The 17,967-nt window shown below is 61.5% G+C and carries 16 protein-coding genes and 2 riboswitches; of the genes, 10 read left to right on the top strand and 6 right to left on the bottom strand.

The features are described 5' to 3' along the window. Nucleotides 1-100: 100 nt before the first annotated feature. The 3 genes from EB235_RS29965 (at nt 101) to EB235_RS29975 (ending at nt 4,716) form a co-directional block, all read left to right on the top strand. Nucleotides 101-511, top strand: coding sequence for a DUF1036 domain-containing protein (locus EB235_RS29965; RefSeq protein ID WP_032926022.1), 411 nt, complete (start codon nt 101-103; stop codon nt 509-511). Then, entirely contained in the window at nt 508-2,931 is a 2,424-nt protein-coding gene (locus EB235_RS29970) for a M23 family metallopeptidase (RefSeq protein WP_027033793.1), read from the top strand. Before EB235_RS29965 ends, EB235_RS29970 begins: the two co-directional genes overlap by 4 nt. Nucleotides 2,932-3,096: 165 nt before the next feature. Then, the gene (locus tag EB235_RS29975; protein ID WP_027033792.1) at nt 3,097-4,716 is read left to right on the top strand and encodes a caspase family protein; all 1,620 of its coding nucleotides are present in this window, start codon (nt 3,097-3,099) and stop codon (nt 4,714-4,716) included. Between the two features lie 10 nt (nt 4,717-4,726). Here the strand turns inward: EB235_RS29975 and EB235_RS29980 are convergent, their stop codons facing one another. Then, nucleotides 4,727-5,263 carry an OmpA family protein gene (locus EB235_RS29980; protein ID WP_027033791.1) on the bottom strand — a complete coding sequence of 179 codons (537 nt, stop codon included), beginning with the start codon at nt 5,261-5,263 and terminating at the stop codon, nt 4,727-4,729. 189 nt (nt 5,264-5,452) lie between these two features. Between EB235_RS29980 and EB235_RS29985 the strand changes: the two genes are divergently transcribed. Next, on the top strand, nt 5,453-6,028 hold the full coding sequence (locus tag EB235_RS29985) for a DUF6931 family protein (protein WP_171878158.1): 576 nt from the start codon (nt 5,453-5,455) through the stop codon (nt 6,026-6,028). A gap of 48 nt (nt 6,029-6,076) precedes the next feature. Here EB235_RS29985 and EB235_RS29990 read toward each other — a convergent pair whose 3' ends face one another. The 4 genes from EB235_RS29990 to EB235_RS30005 form a co-directional block, all read right to left on the bottom strand. Continuing rightward, nucleotides 6,077-7,321 carry a caspase family protein gene (locus EB235_RS29990; protein WP_245268913.1) on the bottom strand — a complete coding sequence of 415 codons (1,245 nt, stop codon included), beginning with the start codon at nt 7,319-7,321 and terminating at the stop codon, nt 6,077-6,079. Between the two features lie 7 nt (nt 7,322-7,328). Continuing rightward, complete coding sequence (locus tag EB235_RS29995) at nt 7,329-8,423, bottom strand: OmpA family protein (RefSeq protein ID WP_027033788.1); 1,095 nt, start codon at nt 8,421-8,423, stop codon at nt 7,329-7,331. Between the two features lie 139 nt (nt 8,424-8,562). Then, on the bottom strand, nt 8,563-8,802 hold the full coding sequence (locus EB235_RS30000; protein WP_245268912.1) for a hypothetical protein: 240 nt from the start codon (nt 8,800-8,802) through the stop codon (nt 8,563-8,565). A 47-nt stretch (nt 8,803-8,849) separates the two neighbouring features. Then, entirely contained in the window at nt 8,850-11,399 is a 2,550-nt protein-coding gene (locus EB235_RS30005) for a caspase family protein (protein WP_027033786.1), read from the bottom strand. Between the two features lie 1,365 nt (nt 11,400-12,764). On the opposite strand from EB235_RS30005, the gene EB235_RS30010 reads away from it, so the two are divergent. From EB235_RS30010 to copD, 5 genes are all read left to right on the top strand, one after another. Beyond that, complete coding sequence (locus tag EB235_RS30010) at nt 12,765-12,977, top strand: hypothetical protein (protein WP_080680955.1); 213 nt, start codon at nt 12,765-12,767, stop codon at nt 12,975-12,977. Nucleotides 12,978-13,169: 192 nt separating this feature from the next. Further along, nucleotides 13,170-13,233: riboswitch (Fluoride riboswitch) on the top strand. 50 nt (nt 13,234-13,283) lie between these two features. Next, nucleotides 13,284-13,706: a fluoride efflux transporter CrcB gene (gene crcB, locus EB235_RS30015; RefSeq protein ID WP_027033785.1), complete on the top strand. Its 423-nt coding sequence runs from the start codon at nt 13,284-13,286 to the stop codon at nt 13,704-13,706. An 84-nt stretch (nt 13,707-13,790) separates the two neighbouring features. Then, nucleotides 13,791-14,159, top strand: coding sequence for a hypothetical protein (locus tag EB235_RS30020; protein WP_210266773.1), 369 nt, complete (start codon nt 13,791-13,793; stop codon nt 14,157-14,159). 130 nt (nt 14,160-14,289) lie between these two features. Then, on the top strand, nt 14,290-14,658 hold the full coding sequence (gene copC, locus EB235_RS30025; RefSeq protein WP_027033783.1) for a copper homeostasis periplasmic binding protein CopC: 369 nt from the start codon (nt 14,290-14,292) through the stop codon (nt 14,656-14,658). Nucleotides 14,659-14,740: 82 nt separating this feature from the next. Continuing rightward, entirely contained in the window at nt 14,741-15,631 is an 891-nt protein-coding gene (copD, locus tag EB235_RS30030) for a copper homeostasis membrane protein CopD (RefSeq protein WP_027033782.1), read from the top strand. 64 nt (nt 15,632-15,695) lie between these two features. Next, a riboswitch (cobalamin riboswitch) is annotated at nt 15,696-15,889 on the top strand. A gap of 446 nt (nt 15,890-16,335) precedes the next feature. On the opposite strand, the gene EB235_RS30035 is transcribed toward copD, so the two are convergent. Further along, nucleotides 16,336-17,157: an HAD-IIA family hydrolase gene (locus EB235_RS30035; protein ID WP_027033780.1), complete on the bottom strand. Its 822-nt coding sequence runs from the start codon at nt 17,155-17,157 to the stop codon at nt 16,336-16,338. A 237-nt stretch (nt 17,158-17,394) separates the two neighbouring features. Here EB235_RS30035 and EB235_RS30040 point away from each other — a divergent pair, with 237 nt between their 5' ends. After that, nucleotides 17,395-17,928 carry a lipocalin family protein gene (locus EB235_RS30040; RefSeq protein ID WP_027033779.1) on the top strand — a complete coding sequence of 178 codons (534 nt, stop codon included), beginning with the start codon at nt 17,395-17,397 and terminating at the stop codon, nt 17,926-17,928. Nucleotides 17,929-17,967 lie beyond the last annotated feature (39 nt).

Consider the following 17,967-nt stretch of genomic DNA (forward strand, 5'->3'; position numbering starts at 1 on the left):
CCCGATGGAACTCCGCCGCGCGTGTTTGTCCCACTCGTCTGCCGACCTGCCCATAGAGCAGCGTGATCCGGCTCGAGCGCTGCCTACCCTGACGGGCCGCATGAAGCTCGCGGTCATGGCGGGAGCGGCACTGCTGGCCGTGCTGGTGTCCGGCGAAGCGCACGCCGAATTCACCGTCTGCAACCAGACACTCGACGTCGTCAATCTGGCGGTCGGCCAGAAGGTCGACAATGCGGACCAGACCGACGGCTGGTGGACCATCGGCGCCAATCAATGCGTCAACGTCATCCGCGAGGAACTGACGAACCGCTACATCTACATCTATGCGACTGATGTCTTTGGCCATGCGATCCTAACCGGATCGACCGAGATGTGCATCGAGCGGCGGCGGTTTTCGATCCGCGGCATCGACGAGTGTTGGCAGCGCGGCCATATCGCGGCGCAGTTTCTCGAAGTCGATACGCTTGAACAGGTGCGGTGGACCTTCTTCCTGACCGGAAGCAATCCGTGACGCACAGTATCGACACCAGCTTCAGGGAGAAAAAACAGGCGCGCGCCGCGCTGCGCAGGCGCACGCTTTGGCGCCGGCTCATTGCCAGCCTCGCCGCAATTGTCCTGCTGTCGATCGCCGCCGGTTTCTACCTCACCGCGGACTATTGGTCGTTCGGCGACGAAGACGAGGAGTTGCACGCGGTCGAAGGCGCCGACGACGTGCCGGCCGATGCATCCGTCTACGTGCCTGCCATCATCGACCTGGCGGGAGATCCGATGTGGATCACGCTAGCGCCCGATGCCGACACGGCAAGCAAGGGCCATGCGGTAGCGCGCCCGGCCGAGCTCGACAGTTCCGGCGCCTCGCCGCAGATCGAGATCCTCTCCGACGTGATGCTGAGTGCCAGCGAAAAATTCATGACGACGATCCCGTCGACGCAGGAGGACTTCGCGTTCTTCCAGGCACAGCGGCGGACCGCTCCGACATCGCCAGCTGCCGCACCCACCGAGCAGGCCGCTCCGCCTGCCCCGCCGGTGGCACCGGACGACCAGCAGGGCGACCTGGATAATGAGCTGGCGGCACCCGATGCGAGCGAGGCCCCGGCCGGTTCGGTGCCCAAGGCGGATGCCGACGACCCGGAGGCCGGCTGGGGAGAGACCATCGATCAGGGCGAGGCAGCACTGCCCGCCTTCAAGAAGACCCAGATCGAGAACAATACGACCGTCGCAACCGTGACCAGCGAGTACCAGCGCTTCGAGGCGACCGAAGACACCTTCGTGAAGATCCTCAACGACCGCAGCCTGGACAGCGTTGCGCTCGATGCACATTTCTCCGCCGACGATGCCAAGCTGGCGGGCGAAGCCCTGAAGGCGCTCTTCAACCGGAACGGTTTGGAACCGGGTTACGTCGTCGCCATGCGCGGATTCCGGCCGAACCGCGAGACAACGACGATGTCGCTCATGCAGGTTTCGATCTACGCCAAGAATGTCTTTGTCGGCACGCTGACGCGCAACGCCGCGGGCGCCTTCGTGTCGGGCGTCGACCCCTGGGTGCGCGAGGACCTGTTCAACTATTCCGGTGTCGATCAAGGCGGGCCCAAGCGGCAATACCGCCTCCTCGACGCGATCTATTCGACGGCTGCGCGCAACAAGGTTCCAACAGGCGTCATCGGCGAGGCGATCATGTACCTGTCGCGAGGACAGGACCTCGACGCTTTCGCCAGCGAGGACCAGCGCCTGGTGCTGATCTACTCGCAGACGCCGCGCGGCAAGGAAGAGACGTCCGGGCGGGTGCTTTATGTCGGCGTCCAGGGCGGTGAGAAGACCATCGACTGTTTCGTCTTCCAGCAAAGCGACGGCCAGTTCGCCTGCGTTACCGGCAATGACGAGGTGCGCTCGCTGACTGTCGCCAATGGCATGGTCACGCCGGTGAACGGGGTCATGACCTCGACCTTCGGCCCACGCAAGCACCCGATCCTGGGCGTCGTTCGTATCCACAAGGGTGTCGATTGGGCAGCCCCTGTCGGCACGCCGATCATGGCGGCCTTCGACGGCGAGATCAGCTTCCAGGGCGATGGCGGCAGCTATGGCAATCTGGTGAAGATCTCGCATGCGAACGGGCGCGAGACGCGCTACGCGCATATGCAAAAATTCGCCATCGCGAGCGGCGTCGGCACCAAGGTGAAGGCCGGTGACGTCATTGGCTACATCGGCACCACTGGGCTTTCGACCGGGCCGCACCTGCATTTCGAACTCTATGAGAATGGCGAGGCGATCGACCCGCTGGGCACCGTCACCACGGTCGCCACCTACGAGACTGGCAATTCCGGCAATTCTGGCAATTCCGGCGATGTCGCCGTCGAAACGCTGACCGAGCGGATCGTTCATGTCGAGAGTGGCGGCAGCGCCCGCGCCAAGAACCCGAATTCCTCGGCGACCGGCGCCGGCCAGTTCATAACGAAGACCTGGATTCGGATGATGAACACCTACCGCCCGGACCTCGCGCGCTCGCTGTCGACCGCCGACCTGCTCGCCCTGCGCTACGACGCCACGATCTCGCGCGAGATGGTTCGCAACCTGGCGCGCGAGGGCGAAGCGTATCTTCGGGCGCGCGGTCACCAGATCACGGCCGGCCGGCTCTACCTCTGTCATTTCCTGGGAATGGAAGGCGCGCATCAGGTGCTGTCGGCGCCGGGTTCGGCGCAACTGAGCGCCGTGCTGGGGTCGGCCGTCATCCAGGCCAACCCGTTTCTCACGGGCAAGACAGCCAGCTATGTGGTGGACTGGGCCGAAAGGAAGATGGGCCAGAAGCTGAGCCGTGTGGCCACCGACGGCACCCCGCCGCCGACGACGACGGAAATCCGCCAGACATCGCCGGAGTTCGAAAAATACAAGCAGGCCGTCACCGCCCTCATCAGCTCTATTCAGAATACGCTTTGACCCAGCCTGTGCGGCATCAGTCGCTCAGGCCATTGGTGTCACTATTTCTCGGGCCTTTGTGAACCAAAGCCGCGGTCAGGACCACACACGTCCAGGAACCATTTTTGGCACAGGCGACCCAGTCGCCGACGAAATTTAGCACCCTGGTGGGTAGAGGGCTGGTCCATGAAAACGATCACAGTCTTTCTGAGCGGAATTATCCTGGTTTTCCTTGCCGCCTTAGGCGCGGAGGCCGCCGCGCCTGACGCCAAGCGCGTCGCGCTGGTGATCGGCAACAGCAACTATGTCCATGCGGTTACCTTGCCCAACCCGGCCAACGATGCCCGCCTCATCGCATCGACGCTGCGCAATGCCGGCTTCGAGGTGATCGAAGGGGTCGATCAGGACGATGCCGGCATGCACAGCCTCATCAGCCGGTTCACCGAGCAAGCCTACGACGCCGACCTCGCGGTCATCTTCTATGCCGGTCACGGCATGCAGGTCGACGGCAAGAACTACCTGATACCGGTCGACGCCGATTTGACATCGCCGGCCTATCTCAAGACACGCACCATTCAGATCGACGATTTCATGGCCGCGCTGCCGCCCGACCCGGCGATCGGCGTCATCATCCTCGATGCCTGCCGCGACAATCCGCTGGCAAGGACGCTGGCGGCCTCGCTGCCGAAAAGCCGATCCACCTCGTTGGGCACCGGCCTGGCGCCGGTCGAAGCAAGATCGGACGGCGTCGGTACTGGTGGCCTGCTGATTGCCTATGCAACGGATCCGGGCGCCATCGCCTTCGATGGCGACGGGGCCGACAGTCCTTACTCAACGGCGCTCGCCAGGCATCTGACCGAGCCCGGCGTCGAAATCCAGAGCGCGCTGACGCGCGTGCGCGGCGAGGTGACCGAAACCACGCAAGGCCGCCAGCGGCCGTGGCATAACGCATCGCTGGGACGCGAGGTCTTTCTTGGAAAACCCGTTGCCGCGGCGGCGGCTGCAAATCCCGTGGCCGACGCATCGAACGCATCCGCGACATCCGCCCCTGCCCCTGTCGCCAGTGGTTCTCCTTCCTGGGAAGTCGAGCAACGTCTTTGGGATGAGGCTTCGAAGCACAATTCTGGTCCGTTCTACCAGGCCTATCTCGACCAGTTTCCGAACGGTCGTTTCGCCACCGTGGCGCGGCTGAACATCGACGAATTGAACGGCCCGAACGCTCAAAACCGGCAGGTCGCGGCCCTCGGTACGAACCAGGCTAACGCCGGTTCCGGCTCTGCCGTGCGCACCTCTGTCAGCGTTCCGGACGAGGTGAAGCAGACGCCGGGCACCGAGTTGACGGAAAGTGCAATCGACCTCGACCGCCAGGATCGCATCGACCTGCAGTTGCGGCTCAAAGCGTTGGGCAACGAGATTGGGCGCATCGACGGAACCCTGGGCTCTCAGACCCGTGAGGCGATCGGCATCTGGCAAGCCGATAACGGACTGCCGCAAACCACCTATCTGACGCGCGAGCAACTGGCGTTCCTGGTGATCCAGTCAGATCCCATGAAGGCAGCCGTGCGCGCCGGAAATGCCGCCGATCAAGCCCGTACGGCACAGCCGAAGACGCCCGTCGTGCAGAAGGCCCGCACGATGAAGCCGGTGGCACAAGGACCCCGCACACAACGGCAGGTCGCTCAGAAGTGGCGCGACCGCGAGATCATGGTGCGGCGGGATGAACCTGCTCCGCCGCGGGACAATTTCCTCGCCAGGGCACTGATCTTCGGCGCTGGTGTGGCCGTGGGCAGCGTGCTCAAACACTGACCGCCGCGCGTTACTGCGTCTTAATCCGCATTTCCACGCGGCGGTTGACCGGATCGTACGGGTTGGGACTGCGCGGATTCTTTTCGCCCATGCCGATCGCGTTGATGCGGCCGGCCTGGACGCCGTTGGCCGTCAGGAAGGCTGCCACCGATTTCGCTCGCCGTTGCGACAGGCCTTCGTTGTAATGCACCGTGCCGGTGGCGTCGGTGTAACCTTCGACGACGAAGCTGAACGTGCTCAGCCGGCTGTCCTTCAGCGCCTTGGCGAACTCGTCGAGTTCAGCACGCGCGGTGGTGTCGAGTGTGGCCGAATCCAAGCCGAAATTGATCAGCATATCGAGGCTGGATTTTCCTTGCGGCGCGTCTTTTGCCTTGGTCTTGCTCTTGCACTCTTCCTCGGTGCCGACACAGATTCCTCTAGACTTGCCGAGATCGGCGGCGCCGGCAAAAAACTTCACGATGTCTTCTGATTTCTGAACGGGATCGGCGGAAGCGTGGGTCGAGAAAAACACGACCGCCAACACAAAGGCTGAACTGCCCCACTGCATAGCGGTTACTCCTGTTTGAGCATCCGGTTTCGAGGATCGCGATGATATCAAATTCCAGCGCAATTGTATGTCGATAAACGCTGGCGTGCGATAGTGCCGACGGTTTTTGCCGCATCGCCGGTTGAGACTTGACCCGCGCCGCGCCTGAGGCTTGAGTGGCCAAGGCTTCTCGATGAAAGCGTGGCGGTCATGGCCAATGGGCTCCGATTCAAGACGGCACGAGATCTTTTCACGGCTTGTCCCGCTATTGCCCGGGACATGAGAACCCTTCCAACCGAACAAGGCTCGATCGCGTTTTGCCGCGAGCTGCTGGCCGGGCGCGTTCCCGAAGAAGCGATTACCTTCTGTGCCTACCTACTTGCCGAGCGGGCCGCCGTCTGGTGGGCGCATGAATGCCTGAGCCATCTGACCGAGCTGTTCGATGGAACCGATCAGGAATTGCTTGCGCGTGTTGGCGACTGGGTGGGTGAGCCGGACAATCCTCGGCATCGGGCAGCCGTCAGCGCAGCGGCAGTGACGCCCCCAACAACGCCGGTCGGCTGGATTGCGCTGGCTGCCGGATGGCGGGACAATGGTTCGGCCATAGCCGCGACGATGGCACCGGCCTTGCAATCATTTCCTGTTGCCCATGCAGTCAACGCCGGGATTCTGGCCGGGCTGGCCCGTGTCGCGCTCGCCGACCGGTTTGCCGTTCTTTCGGCATTTGTCGAAATGGGTATCCAGATGGCCGAAATCGAGGCGCGCCAATCGGTGGATGCATACTAGAACAGCGCCATCCCGACAGAAATCGGATGGATACGACTGCCTTCCTGCCTACTTGCAGCCACCCTGCGCCCATTTGGCCAGCGCCACCTTGAAGCGTGTTCCCAGTGGATGTTGCAGCCGCAAGACAGAGACGTCGTTGGCGGCGAAATTCTTCGCCTGATCGCACAGCCGGGCCTCGTTCCATTCGTGGCAGCCGTCGCAGTGCTTGCCCTCCCAGACCGACTTGTCCAACCCCTCCACCGGACTGAACAGGGGCTTACCCTTGATCAGTTCGGCGATGCTCTTGCCGTCGATTGCCGCATCGCCGAAGTCGATCGGGTGATCAAAAAGGATCGGGGCATCCGACGCCAGTTTGGGGATCTTCTGGCGCAGCACGTCGAGCGCAAGCTGATCGTTGTTTTGGCCTGACGCTGCAGTCGCGCCGGTGTTGCGCGCATCGGAGCCGCCTTCGGCCTGAGGTGTGCTCGCCTCACCCACGATCAATGGCGCATCGAGATCGACCTTATGCAGAACGACCTCCGTGGTCAGCGAAACGTTGAGCCAGGGGCGCTGCTTGCCGGCGGTTGCCTTGAAGACGTCACCGGTCACCCGGTTCATCGCCTCGGTGATGGAGACGTTGGATTCGCCAATGTGCTGAAGCAGTGCCGCGGTGAATGGCGAGTGCTCACCCGACCCGTCATAGGCAAGTTGATTGGGACTGGCGGCGAAGGCGACAAGCGTGCCGGCGCCACCATTCTCTATCGGGATCTCGGCAAGGCCGCTGCTCGCGCCGTGGACGCCTCCAGTCTTGGCCAGCACTTCGGCGAGGGGATTGTCGCGGCAAGCGTCGAGGAACACCAGCCTGATGCTGGTCTCGCGTGACATCTGGCGCAAAACAAAATCAACCGACACGGCCTCGAAGTCGAGGGAAGTCTCGTCCTCCAGCGCGGCGTCGACCGGAAGCAGGTAGTTCTTGCCCGAAACCTGCAAGCCGTGGCCGGCGTAGAAGAACAGCGCGATATCGGCACCGCGCACCTGTTTTGCGAACTGGGCGATCGTCGCCTGCGTTTGCGGCTTGGTCAGGTCGAAGCCCGAAACCACCTCGAAGTCGAGCTTCTTCAAGCGTTCGGCCATGGCTTGGGCGTCGCGCACCGGATTGGCCAGAGGCGCCGCGTGCTGGTACTGGGCGTTGCCAAGCACCAGCGCGACGCGGCGCTCGGCGCTTGCCGCCGTCACAGCCAGCAGCAAGGCGAGCACCGCCATGCCGGCGGCGCGAAAGAGGCCACCGCAGCGGGCGATCAGATCGGACCTCAACGCAACCTCAGAGCTTGGTGGCGGAAAACTCGATCCGCCGGTTGAGCGCCTTGTTCTTGGGCGTATCGTTGGCGGCAACCGGCCGCTCCTCGCCATAGCCGGTCGCCGTGATCTGCGTGCGCGGAATCCCCGCGGCAACAATGGCATCGGCAACCGCCTGGGCTCGCCGTTCAGACAATTGCTTGTTCGCCTCCGGCGAGCCATCGGAATCGGTGTATCCGGAAACCTCGACCTTGAGGCTCGGGCATTTGCCAACGACACCTTCGACCTCTTCAAGCAGCGGCCGGCTCTTGGCGTCGAGCCGCGCGCTGGCGGGCCGGAAGTAGATGGCGCCGGTGCGCGAGAGCACGGCGAACCGGTTCATGCACTCCTCGTCGCTGAAGTTTGCCTTGGCGGCATCGGTGGCAACCGGACCTACCTCGGTCGAACTCGCCGCTGCGGTCTGGGTGGCAGCCGGCTTGCTGCCGTCGACGGTGAAGACGAAATCGAACGACACCGACGCGGTGGGCACGATGTTGGTGACATTGGCCGCCTGCTGGAGTTTGTCGACGTTCGGCAGCAGCCCAAAATCCTCGACATGGACAGCGACCGGAGCCTCCGAAGCAACCGACACCATGGTGTCGCTGATCATGGTGACGACGACGCTTGCCTCGAGATCCTTGTCGACACCGTGCAGATTGAGGCGGAACGGCAGAGTTGCCTTCACCCTGCGCTTGGTCGCGAGGTCGGCGAACGCGGCGGGGTCCACCTTCGCCGTCAGCTCGGCGGTCGGGAATTTGAATGTCTCGAAGAACAGGAAGCGCATGCGGACATTGCGCAGGTCGACGCCGGTATCGACCGAATTGAGGTCGAACGTGACCTTGGCATCGCCCGCCGCGCTAAGCGTGCCGGTGATGTTCCTGATCTTGTTGGTCTCGACGATCGTGTTCTTCTTGACCGACTGGTAGGTGATCACCGAGGCGGCGGGATCGAGCGTCCAGCTCGGCGCGGCGCTCGCAGCTTGCGGTCCGAGCAAAAACAACAACGCGACGATCAGGCCAAGAGCCCTTGCAGCAGGGCCTCTCGACGTTGTCTTCCACCAGAATGCGACGACTTCGTACATGGAACGCCCCTGCCCAGGACAACCGTTTCGATACCGACAGGTCAGCATAGAGCACCTGCTTCTGCTTGGCGAGCGGTTCCAGGTAGAGGGAGACCATGCCCCAAGCGTCGGGAAGAACCGCGGACGCCATGGATTCTCGTCACCAGCCGCCATTTCCACCGCCACCCGTGCCGCCGCCCAAAGACGGAACGACGACAGGTGCGGATTCCTCAACCGGCTTGATCACCTTCTTGGCGGTGACCTTCTTCTGCTGGCCGATCTTTGGCGTGGACGTCGTGCGAACGAGCTTCGGCCTGTGCTTGGATATCGGCGTCGGTTCGACCCTCGGCGTCACGGTCGTGCAGCCGGCGAGCGCCAGGGCGGTGGATAGAAAAGTCATGATGAATGCGTGCTTCAATGCCCTGCCCACTATTGCCTCCTCGTTGCTCAGAACAAGTCCCGACGCGGATTAGCCTGCTCCCACACGGCCCTGGCCGTCTTGACCAGTTGGTCCTCGACTGGGCCGGTCGCCGGGATTTTCGACTTGAGTTCCGAGCGCAGCTGTTTCAATGCCGCTGTCTTGGCCTTCGCCGGAAACTGCGCCAGCGTTGTCCGGGCGCTCGGCAACTCGTCGCGGAGATCAAGACCTGCCGCGAACGCCAGATATCGGACGGCCACTGCCTGATCAGCCTTGTCGCCCTTTTGCATCTCAAGAGCCGCGCGATCATATGCACCGGAGTAGTCGCCTCGGGCGCTCGCCAGCTCGAACAGCCTTTGTGCCTCTTCAAGGTTTTGCGCCACGCCAACGCCGTCCCGATACATACGCGCAAGACTGCCGGGAGCGTAGGGCTGGCCGAGGTCCATTGCCTCCTGGAACAGCGCCTGCGCCCGCTTCGTATCCTTCTCGACGCCGCGCCCGGTGAGATAGTTGCGCCCAAGAATGTTCATCGAATACATGTCCTGCCGCTCCACGCCGGCCTTGAGGAAGGCGACCGCTCGCGCCGGATCGGCGGGCACGCCGTTACGGCCTTCTGTGAAGATCGCAGCCAGATCATTCATGGCATAGGTATGCCCCATCGCCGCCGCCTTGAGCAGCAGGTCCAGCCCCTTGGCGGTATCTCGCTGGACGCCTAGACCATTGAACAAGGCGCGCCCCCATGCGGTCATCCCGTACGGGTCGCCTTTGTCGGACGCCACGGAATAAAAGTCGTTTGCCTTTTTGGGATCGACAGCCGTTCCTATCCCGGACGACGCGATGTAGCCGAGCTCGAAGACGGCGCGGACGTGGCCTTTGTCGGCTGCGGCCTGAACGGCTTTTTTCGCGTCCTCGACCTTGCCGCCCGCAAGCAGCGCCCGGCCCAGTTCGTAGCGGAAGCGGGCGACATCGGGATAGGCCTTCACCGCCGCCTCGCAGGCCTTCACGGCCTCAGCGCCGATTTCATTCGGCAACAGGCCGGGGACGACGCCTTGCAGGTCGAGAGGCTCGCCGGCGGCCTGATCGCAAGGATCGACGCTTGGCGACAGCTTCATGGTAGCGGGCTTGGACGAACTGCTGTCGGCGCGGATCTCGAAGCCGACCTCGACCGGCTGGGCGGCACCGATCTGGGGTTCGTAGCGCAGTTGGTCGACCTCGTCCGCCATCAGGCTCGACTCCGGCGACAGGGCACGATCAGGCAGGGACAGAGTCCCGGTTGCCGGATAGCTCGCGAGTTTCAGGCTGACCGCGGGATCGTTTGTCGGGAAGTCCAGCTTCAGCGGTACCGGGCCGACGCCAACCGGGACGCTGATCTCGCGGTTTTCGATCGCCTCGGCGGCGCCGGTGATATGGATGCCGCGCTCCAGCACCTGCTGTTTCTGCTCGGTCTCAAGCGAAGCCACAATCTGTTCGCCTTGGGCGCCCTGGCCATCCTTGACGCGGAACACCATGATGCCCTGAGCTACCCCACCCCAATTGTCATGCGTGGCGTAGGCCAGCATGTCCACCTCTTCGGGCGCACCGGCGCCCTTGGGCACATCCATCTTGAGGCGCGGCAGGTCCACGCCCTGAATCTCTTCGCCGACCGCGACGGCCTTGCCGTCCAGCAGCAGGCGTCCGAGCGCGGGAGGCCTTTCGATGCTGACGGTGATCGATCCGCCATCGACATCGACCGGTTCCGGCAGGTCAAGGGCAACAGGCCCGACACCCGACGGCACGACTTTCTCAAGAACCGGCGGCAGCGAAGGCCGGCTGGCACGGCGCATCAGGACAACTTCGTCGATGAGCGAGGAGTTTTCCCAGGGAACCTGCTTGCCGTCGGTGGCCTCGACCACATCGCGGCGCACCGCGGCCATGACCGTGCGTATCTCCTGGTTCGGCGCCAGCGCCCGACGCGAAAATGCTGATGAAAACGGGCTGAGGTCTCCCGCGCCATCATAGGCGACCGCCCCTGGCTCGGTGGCAAAGGCAATCAGGGTGTTCAACGAGCTCTTGACCTGCGCAAGGCCGGTGTTGCCGGCCGTGATCAGCTGGTCCCTCAGCCAATAATCCTTGCGCGGAAACGGGTTGTTGCGACAGGCATCGAGGATGATCACCTGGATCTTCGATTTCGCGCGCAATTGCTGCAGGACATCATCCAGCTTGACCGCCTGGACCTCTATGTCGGCCGCATTCTTCAGCGAGGCATCGACGGGGATCAGGAAATTCTCGCCACCAATCTGAAAGCCATGACCGGAATAGTAGACGACGGACAGATCGGCGCCGTCCGCCGCCGCTAGGTAGTTGCGGAACTGCTTCTCGAACTGCAGCTTTGTGAGGTCCTTGGCGACGAACACTTCGAAGCCGGCCAGCCGAAACGTCTTGGACACGTCCTCGGCATCCTTGTCGGGATTCTTGAGGGCGGGGATTTCCCGGTACTCGGAATTACCGATCACCAGCGCGACCCTTCGATCGGCCGACGCATCGAAGGTCGTGAAGGCGGCCACGAGGAAAACCGCGATGAATCCGCAAAGCCGGAGCATGGCAACCGCCTCAACCGCCGCGACCTGACGACCACAAGCTCCCCAGATTGCGGTATCAAGGTCTGTTGAAGAACTCACAATCCGCCGAAACAGCAACCGGAAAAGACTGAAAAGCCGCTGCGGCAGTAGGCACCTTCCTCATCCGAATGTGCAAGGTACCTCAGAGCAGAACCATCCGCAATGAGTGTCTCACCGCACCGGCACGGCCGTCCGGATCCCACGCATTCACCAAGCTTCAACCCAGCGACGGGGTGCAGTGAAGTCGGAAGGCCTCGTCATGGGATGGCCAAAGACAAGACGAGCGGCAATTCCATTCCGAACTGCCGGCTGCGCCAGATTGCCTAGGAAAAGGCCATGCCGGCAGGCAGCGAGCGATACTGGATTCTAAAATTCATCCATCGCTGCTGGTTCACCCGCCTATTTGCACGTCATTCTACGCCAAAGCGCGACACGGTTCTAAGGACGCTTTACATCAACGCCTGGCACGTTCAGCGTTCAGCTTTACCGCCATCTTTTGGGAAGGCGCCTGATACTGGAGGAATGGGTAAAAGCGCAGGCTACAATGCCGAACCCGCACTATCGCCGCCGCTAACCCCTACTCCCACTCGATTGTTCAAACAACATATAACTCGTTGAAATTACTGTCAAATATATTCCATCACGACGGATAGTCCGACACCAGAACCGTCAAAAAATTACGCTGTTGATTTTAAAGCGAAAATCTCTGCAAAAAATATTCTGAGGTTTCACCAACTATCGACACCAATCGGACGATTTTTGCACTTTTCGGCTTTCGACGAGGTGTGTTCGTCGCCTCGAAAAGTACCGTCACCCCGCAACAATTGGTGACATTTTTTCGCTGCAAAATCAATGGTTATGGTGGGCCCGGAGGGCGTATTAAGAGCGTTGATTTCATTGAGTTTTTCGTGGGCCAAAATCAGAAACCTTCCCGTATCGTTCCGTATGATCCCGTCCCCATTACTACTACTTCGGCGTCGGCGAGATCCGCTGCAGCGTCCCTTCCATACGCTACAGCCCGCTAAGGCCTATTTTGCGGAGCGCTGACTTCTATGCGTTTTTTACCCTTTCATTGAACACCGCAGCCTACTGCAGCGAAATATGGAGAGGGGCGATACAGGCTTCGGGCCAGACGACGATGACGACCCGCCGCCGTGCCCCGCATCCATCTCTCCGCGCCCACATGCACCGGGCGGAACGGGGGTAGTGCTTGGCGCCGAACTCGCCTGTGCGTGATACCTGCCCTATACTCTTTGACCCGGCTGCCGCCTCTGTACGAGCAGCCGGGTCAACTTGTCCCATTTGCGGGATTACAGACTGAGGTTTTGAGAGAGGCGGAACGGGCGGATGACAACCCCAAAACGCACCTACCGTCTGCAGATCATGCTCAATGCCGAGGAACTGGAGATCGTCGATGCCTGGCGCTTCGAAAGAAGAATACCGAGCCGCTCCGACGCGGCCCGGGAATTGCTGCGACTGGGTCAAGTTGCGCCCGGTCAAAGCGGAGGGCGTCCCGCACGATCCGTCGATTTTGGGGTTCTCGGCTCGCCGTTTGAATGAGGTGCTGCGTAGAAACCCGGGGAGCGGATACCCGTCTCCACCACCGTCATCGTCGCGGCCTTTAGCCTGGTCGATATGCAAGACACACAGGGGTCTGTGTTTGTTCGCTGAAAGTCCTAATGGCGACTCCGAATATCAGCGATCACTGCATAGTCTTGACAGCCTTGCCGGGATTTCCCCCAACCTGTAGGCTTGCGCAACGGGGATGGGGTTCCCCCGAAACCGTCCGCCGTGGGCTGATGACTCCTATCAATAGAGCGGCACATTTCCGGCCAACCGGAAGAGCGCCGCCAGATAGGAGTCCGCATGTCTTTCGCCAATTGCCTTGTTGTGTTCCTCGGAGGTGCACTAGGGACATTCCTGCGCTATGCAGTTTCTGTCCTGGCTCTGCCGATCAGCCGTGATCTCCTCTGGGGCACCATCATACTCAACATCACCGGGTCGTTCGTGATCGGCCTTTTCGGCACACTCACGCTCGCTTCGGGACGTTACCCCGCTTCTGAAAACCTGCGCTTGTTTGTGATGATCGGCCTGTGCGGTGGTTACACGACCTTTTCGTCATTCAGCCTGCAAACCCTCGACCTGATGCGCGCCGGGGCCATGGCGCGGGCCGCCCTGAATATCTGTTTAACGGTGATGCTGTGTGTCGCGGCCGTCGCCTTGGGACACTCTATCGCTGCGTTCCTCAACGGTGGCGATCCGCGGATCGCCCAGATCAGCATCGAATAGGAAACGCTACCTCCTGACGCGGCTGCGTAGCCAATGCCTGATTGAGCATGCTAGAAACTCCGCCGCACCGGACCGTTGGCCACGATGATGTCTCGCAAACGAATGCCTGCTTCCGCCGCGATCGTTGCTGCATTGATTCTGCTGGTGCAGGCATTCTCGGCCGGGGCTGCGATGGGCACCCAGGTGGTGGCAGGGCCGCGCGACGCCTTCGGCAACGTCATCTGCACGGCCCGCACTGGGGGCTCGTCGCAAGATCCGTCGCATGGCGGCGGGTTTGATTGTGATTTCTGCCTCTTCGGCTGTGACATTGGATCGGCCGTCATCCCAGCTGCAAGCGACATCGAGCCGGTCTCGCTTGCGTTCGTTATTGTCTCTGACGGCAAAAAATTGGTTGACGCGCCTATCTGGCGCCCTGAGCTTGCAACGCACTGCCCGCGCGGCCCGCCGGCCTGAGCATGATTGCAGCGTCCGCAGGCGTGCAGCCGTTCCAGAAGCGGCGACGCCACGCGGAAACCTCGTTTCACCGAATACCACCATTTCAATTTGGGTTGGCAGCGTCCACCCGTACAAAGGAAATCAATCCATGCGCAACATCGTTGCCTCTGCCGCTTTTGCGGCTATCGCATCGCTCGCGCTTTCGGGCGCCGCTCATGCTCATGCCCATCTCGAAAGCGCGCTGCCACCAGTCAACGGCACGGTAAAGACGGCGCCGAACCAACTCGACCTCAAGTTCAGCGAAGAGCTCAATCTGAAGTTCACCGGTGTCAAGGTGACCGGGCCGGACAAGAAGGCGGTCAAGACGGACGGCGACATGCTGATGGATGGAGAAAAGACTTTCATGGTCGATCTTCCCGCAGGGCTTGGCGCGGGGACCTACAAGGTCGAATGGCACGCGCTGTCGCAGGACGGCCACAAGACACACGGCGACTACAAGTTCACCGTGAAGCCTTGATCGCAAAGTGGCGGGGATGCTCCGGCATCCCCGCCCGCCACCCGATGATTGACCTTCCCTCCTTGCATCGGCGGACCCGCGCATGAGCGCGGATGCATTGCTTGCGGCATGCCGCTTTCTGCATGACGGCGCGCTGATGGCGCTGTGGGGCGCCTTCGCTTATCTGGCGATCCTGGTGCCGAGATCCTTGGCGGAGCCGGTCGCGAGCAGGCTGACCATCTTTCGACTTGCCGCGGTCAGCCTGACCTTGGCGACGACATGCCTGGCCTTGCCGCTGCAGGCCGCGATGATCGGCGATGGCTGGCCGGATGCCGTGAACGCCCAGGTGCTGGGCGACACCGTTGCCTCGACCAGCGTCGGCAAGGCGTGGCTTGGGCAATTGCTCGGCGCCGGCATATTGGCGGTCGTGCAAAGCCTCCCCCCTCGCCTTGCGCCTAAGGCGACAGCGGCCGCATCGGGCCTGGCGCTGGCGACGCTTGCACTCGGCGGCCATGCCGTCATGCAGGATGGCTGGCAAGGCATCCTGCATCCGCTCAATGATGTGCTGCACGTCCTGTCCGCCGGCGCGTGGTTCGGCGCGCTGCTGCCGCTGGTCTTCGTGCTGGCCAAATTCGGCCGGCCACCGTCCCAGGCGCAAGCTGCGGTCGCACTGCGTCGCTTCTCGAACGTGGGCCACTGGGTGGTGGGGCTGACGATCTTCTCGGGCATCGCCAACAGCCTTTTCATCGTCGGCTGGCCGCTCGGCTGGTCGTCGCCTTATCAGGCACTGCTTACGGCAAAGATCGTCATCGTTCTGGCCATGACCGGATTGGCGATCCTCAACCGCTACTGTTTCGTGCCACGCCTCAGCCGCAACTGGGAAAACGCGCTGGCCGCGATCCGGACGGGCACGCTGATCGAGATCGGCCTCGGACTTGTGGCCATCCTGCTAGTCGCGGTCTTCGGCATGCTCGATCCAATGGGAATGGATTGAGAATGTCGGCAAGATCGTCACGATGTCATCGGCCCTTCGAGGGGACAATTGCCGATTGACCGGCAGAACCGGCTGCGGCGATGGTTCCCTTCGGGGATCAAAAGGGAACGCGGTGCGGGTGCTTAGCCCAATGCCGTGGCTGCCCCCGCAACTGTAAGCGACGATGCCGTTTCGAGATGCCACTGGTTGCATGGGCCGGGAAGGTGAAAACGGCGGCAAGCCGCGAGCCAGGAGACCTGCCATCATGGACGTCAAAGCAGAACATCGGGCGGAGTGACCCGGTGTGCCAACCAGGCAAACGGGCTGGCAAGTCCCTGCAATGACAAGCAACGTCAAAGGCAGAAACCATGCTGACCGCACTATCGAAACTGTTCAATGAAAGCTCGCCTGACCTGAAAGCCAGGCTCGTGACAGTCTATAGCGTCGTCGCCGTCCTCAATGTGGGCGCCTGGCTCTGGGCCTTAATCGACTTCTTGCGGCCGGTCAGCATGCTAATGCTGTCGGGAGGCGCGCAATCTCCTGGTCTAGGTGCCGACGACTTCGCTCCTACAGCGCGTCCGCTAATCCGCTGTGGGTGAGCCTTTCAATGCTTACCAAAACCGGCGCTGATCAAGCTGAACGGCGCTCCATGCCGCCATACTCGGCATCGAAAAAGCCTTGCAGTCAAAAACGGTAGTGCGCAACGCCACATGGCGCCACCCAATTCATTGCTGTGCGCCGCTTTGGCTCAACCTGATTTCAAACTTCAACTCCGTAAGGCTGGAGACCATAAAGTCAGGCGGGATCAGCATGGGATCCTGCTTTGGGGGCACTCCGGTGGTAACCAGCACGGACAAAAGGCCCGCACGTTTGCCAGCCTGGATGTCGGTCGCGATCTGGTCGCCGATCATTATGGTTGACTGACGAGAGGTTCCCAGGCGGGACAGCGCGGTCTCGATCATATGAACTTCAGGCTTGCCGACGATGATGGGCTTGGTCTGAGTGGCGGCGGCAACCGCTGCCAATGCAGCGCCGGCTCCCGGCTCGAACCCGTCCTCTGTCGGCAAGAGCAAGTCGGGATTGGTCCCAATGAACACGGCGCCGCCCAAGATTGCATTGACCGCGGTGCGCATCTTTTCATGGGAGATCAGACGGTCAAGCCCCATCACCACAACCTGTGGACTCCGATCCGTAACCTCAAGGTCGACAGTGGCGATGGCCGCCACCAGCGAAGGAGCGCCGATCACATAGATACGGTTCAGATTCGGATAATTGGCGCGGATGAGCTCCGCTGTCGTGATGGCGCTGGTCACGACATTTCGCGGTTCGATCCTCAGGCCAAACCCACCCAGCTTTCGCATAACGTCGTCTGGCGTGTGCGTCGAATTGTTGGTCACGAAACAGAAGGGAAGACCTTGGGCCTGCCAGTTATTGAACGTCTTGACAGCATCGAGAATGGGCGTCTTGCCGCGATAGACAACGCCATCGAGGTCGGAAATGATGCCTTCCACCGCGGGCCATCTGAGATTTGTGCTCAACTCGGCCATCCATGAACATCCGCCATGGTGACAATCTGGATCACGGCGGTGGCTTTGTCGATCACCGTTCAAACGCTGGGGTTCGGTGGCGACAACCGATGAGCAACGATCTTAGATGAGCAAAAGGACCGGATTTTCAGTCGTTAAAACTGCTTGTCGAGGCCACAGGCTGCCCTATCTCGCCAATCAAGCAAAGGGTTATCGTCGGGACGCCGAAATCAGTTTGCACGGGAGTGTAGCAAGATCATGCACAGCGCAAAAATCCGGAACGTCGTCCTTGCTGCAATCGCCCTCATGGGTCTGTCAATGTGTTATGCGACTGCAGCCTCGAAGGCGCCGGAACCTGTTCGCTCCGTTGATCCAAGCCGGCTATTCAAAGGGACATGGTTGGAGATCGCCAGGCGACCGATGTGGATCACCGATGGATGTGTTGCCGGGACGACAAGCTACGCGCGAAAGACCCCTCGATTGGTGGATGTGGTGGATGCATGCCATCAAGGAATTCCGACCGGAAGACTGCGATCCATTTCCGGCGCGGGGACACTCGATCCAAAAACGCATGCAAAGCTGCACGTTCGATATGGGTTTTTCATATCCAGGGATTATTGGATCATCGACCATGATCCGAACTATCAGTGGTTTATAGAGGCCAGTCCGGATTTCAAGGACGCCTGGATCTTCACCCGAAAAGTGCCGTCGAAAAAGCTCCTGCAAAAACTGGTCAGGCGCGTCGAGGCTTTGGGATACGACACCAATAAATTCGAATACCCGGCTCCGTAGGCAAATGAACAAGAGCGCCTCGCATCACACGCAAGGCTT

The sequence above is a fragment of the Mesorhizobium loti R88b genome (assembly GCF_013170845.1).
In the GTDB taxonomy this organism is placed as follows: domain Bacteria; phylum Pseudomonadota; class Alphaproteobacteria; order Rhizobiales; family Rhizobiaceae; genus Mesorhizobium; species Mesorhizobium loti_B.

Excerpts from the sequence above, each read along its gene's own strand:
- EB235_RS30000 (WP_245268912.1), bottom strand. The coding sequence starts at position 8,802 with ATGACTTTTCTATCCACCGCCCTGGCGCTCGCCGGCTGCACGACCGTG.
- EB235_RS30020 (WP_210266773.1), top strand. The coding sequence starts at position 13,791 with ATGATGTCTCGCAAACGAATGCCTGCTTCCGCCGCGATCGTTGCTGCA.
- EB235_RS29975 (WP_027033792.1), top strand. The coding sequence starts at position 3,097 with ATGAAAACGATCACAGTCTTTCTGAGCGGAATTATCCTGGTTTTCCTT.
- EB235_RS29965 (WP_032926022.1), top strand. The coding sequence starts at position 101 with ATGAAGCTCGCGGTCATGGCGGGAGCGGCACTGCTGGCCGTGCTGGTG.
- EB235_RS30035 (WP_027033780.1), bottom strand. The coding sequence starts at position 17,157 with ATGGCCGAGTTGAGCACAAATCTCAGATGGCCCGCGGTGGAAGGCATC.
- EB235_RS29995 (WP_027033788.1), bottom strand. The coding sequence starts at position 8,423 with ATGTACGAAGTCGTCGCATTCTGGTGGAAGACAACGTCGAGAGGCCCT.
- EB235_RS29980 (WP_027033791.1), bottom strand. The coding sequence starts at position 5,263 with ATGCAGTGGGGCAGTTCAGCCTTTGTGTTGGCGGTCGTGTTTTTCTCG.
- EB235_RS30040 (WP_027033779.1), top strand. The coding sequence starts at position 17,395 with ATGCACAGCGCAAAAATCCGGAACGTCGTCCTTGCTGCAATCGCCCTC.
- EB235_RS30005 (WP_027033786.1), bottom strand. The coding sequence starts at position 11,399 with ATGCTCCGGCTTTGCGGATTCATCGCGGTTTTCCTCGTGGCCGCCTTC.
- EB235_RS30010 (WP_080680955.1), top strand. The coding sequence starts at position 12,765 with ATGACAACCCCAAAACGCACCTACCGTCTGCAGATCATGCTCAATGCC.
- copC (WP_027033783.1), top strand. The coding sequence starts at position 14,290 with ATGCGCAACATCGTTGCCTCTGCCGCTTTTGCGGCTATCGCATCGCTC.
- EB235_RS29985 (WP_171878158.1), top strand. The coding sequence starts at position 5,453 with ATGGCCAATGGGCTCCGATTCAAGACGGCACGAGATCTTTTCACGGCT.
- crcB (WP_027033785.1), top strand. The coding sequence starts at position 13,284 with ATGTCTTTCGCCAATTGCCTTGTTGTGTTCCTCGGAGGTGCACTAGGG.
- copD (WP_027033782.1), top strand. The coding sequence starts at position 14,741 with ATGAGCGCGGATGCATTGCTTGCGGCATGCCGCTTTCTGCATGACGGC.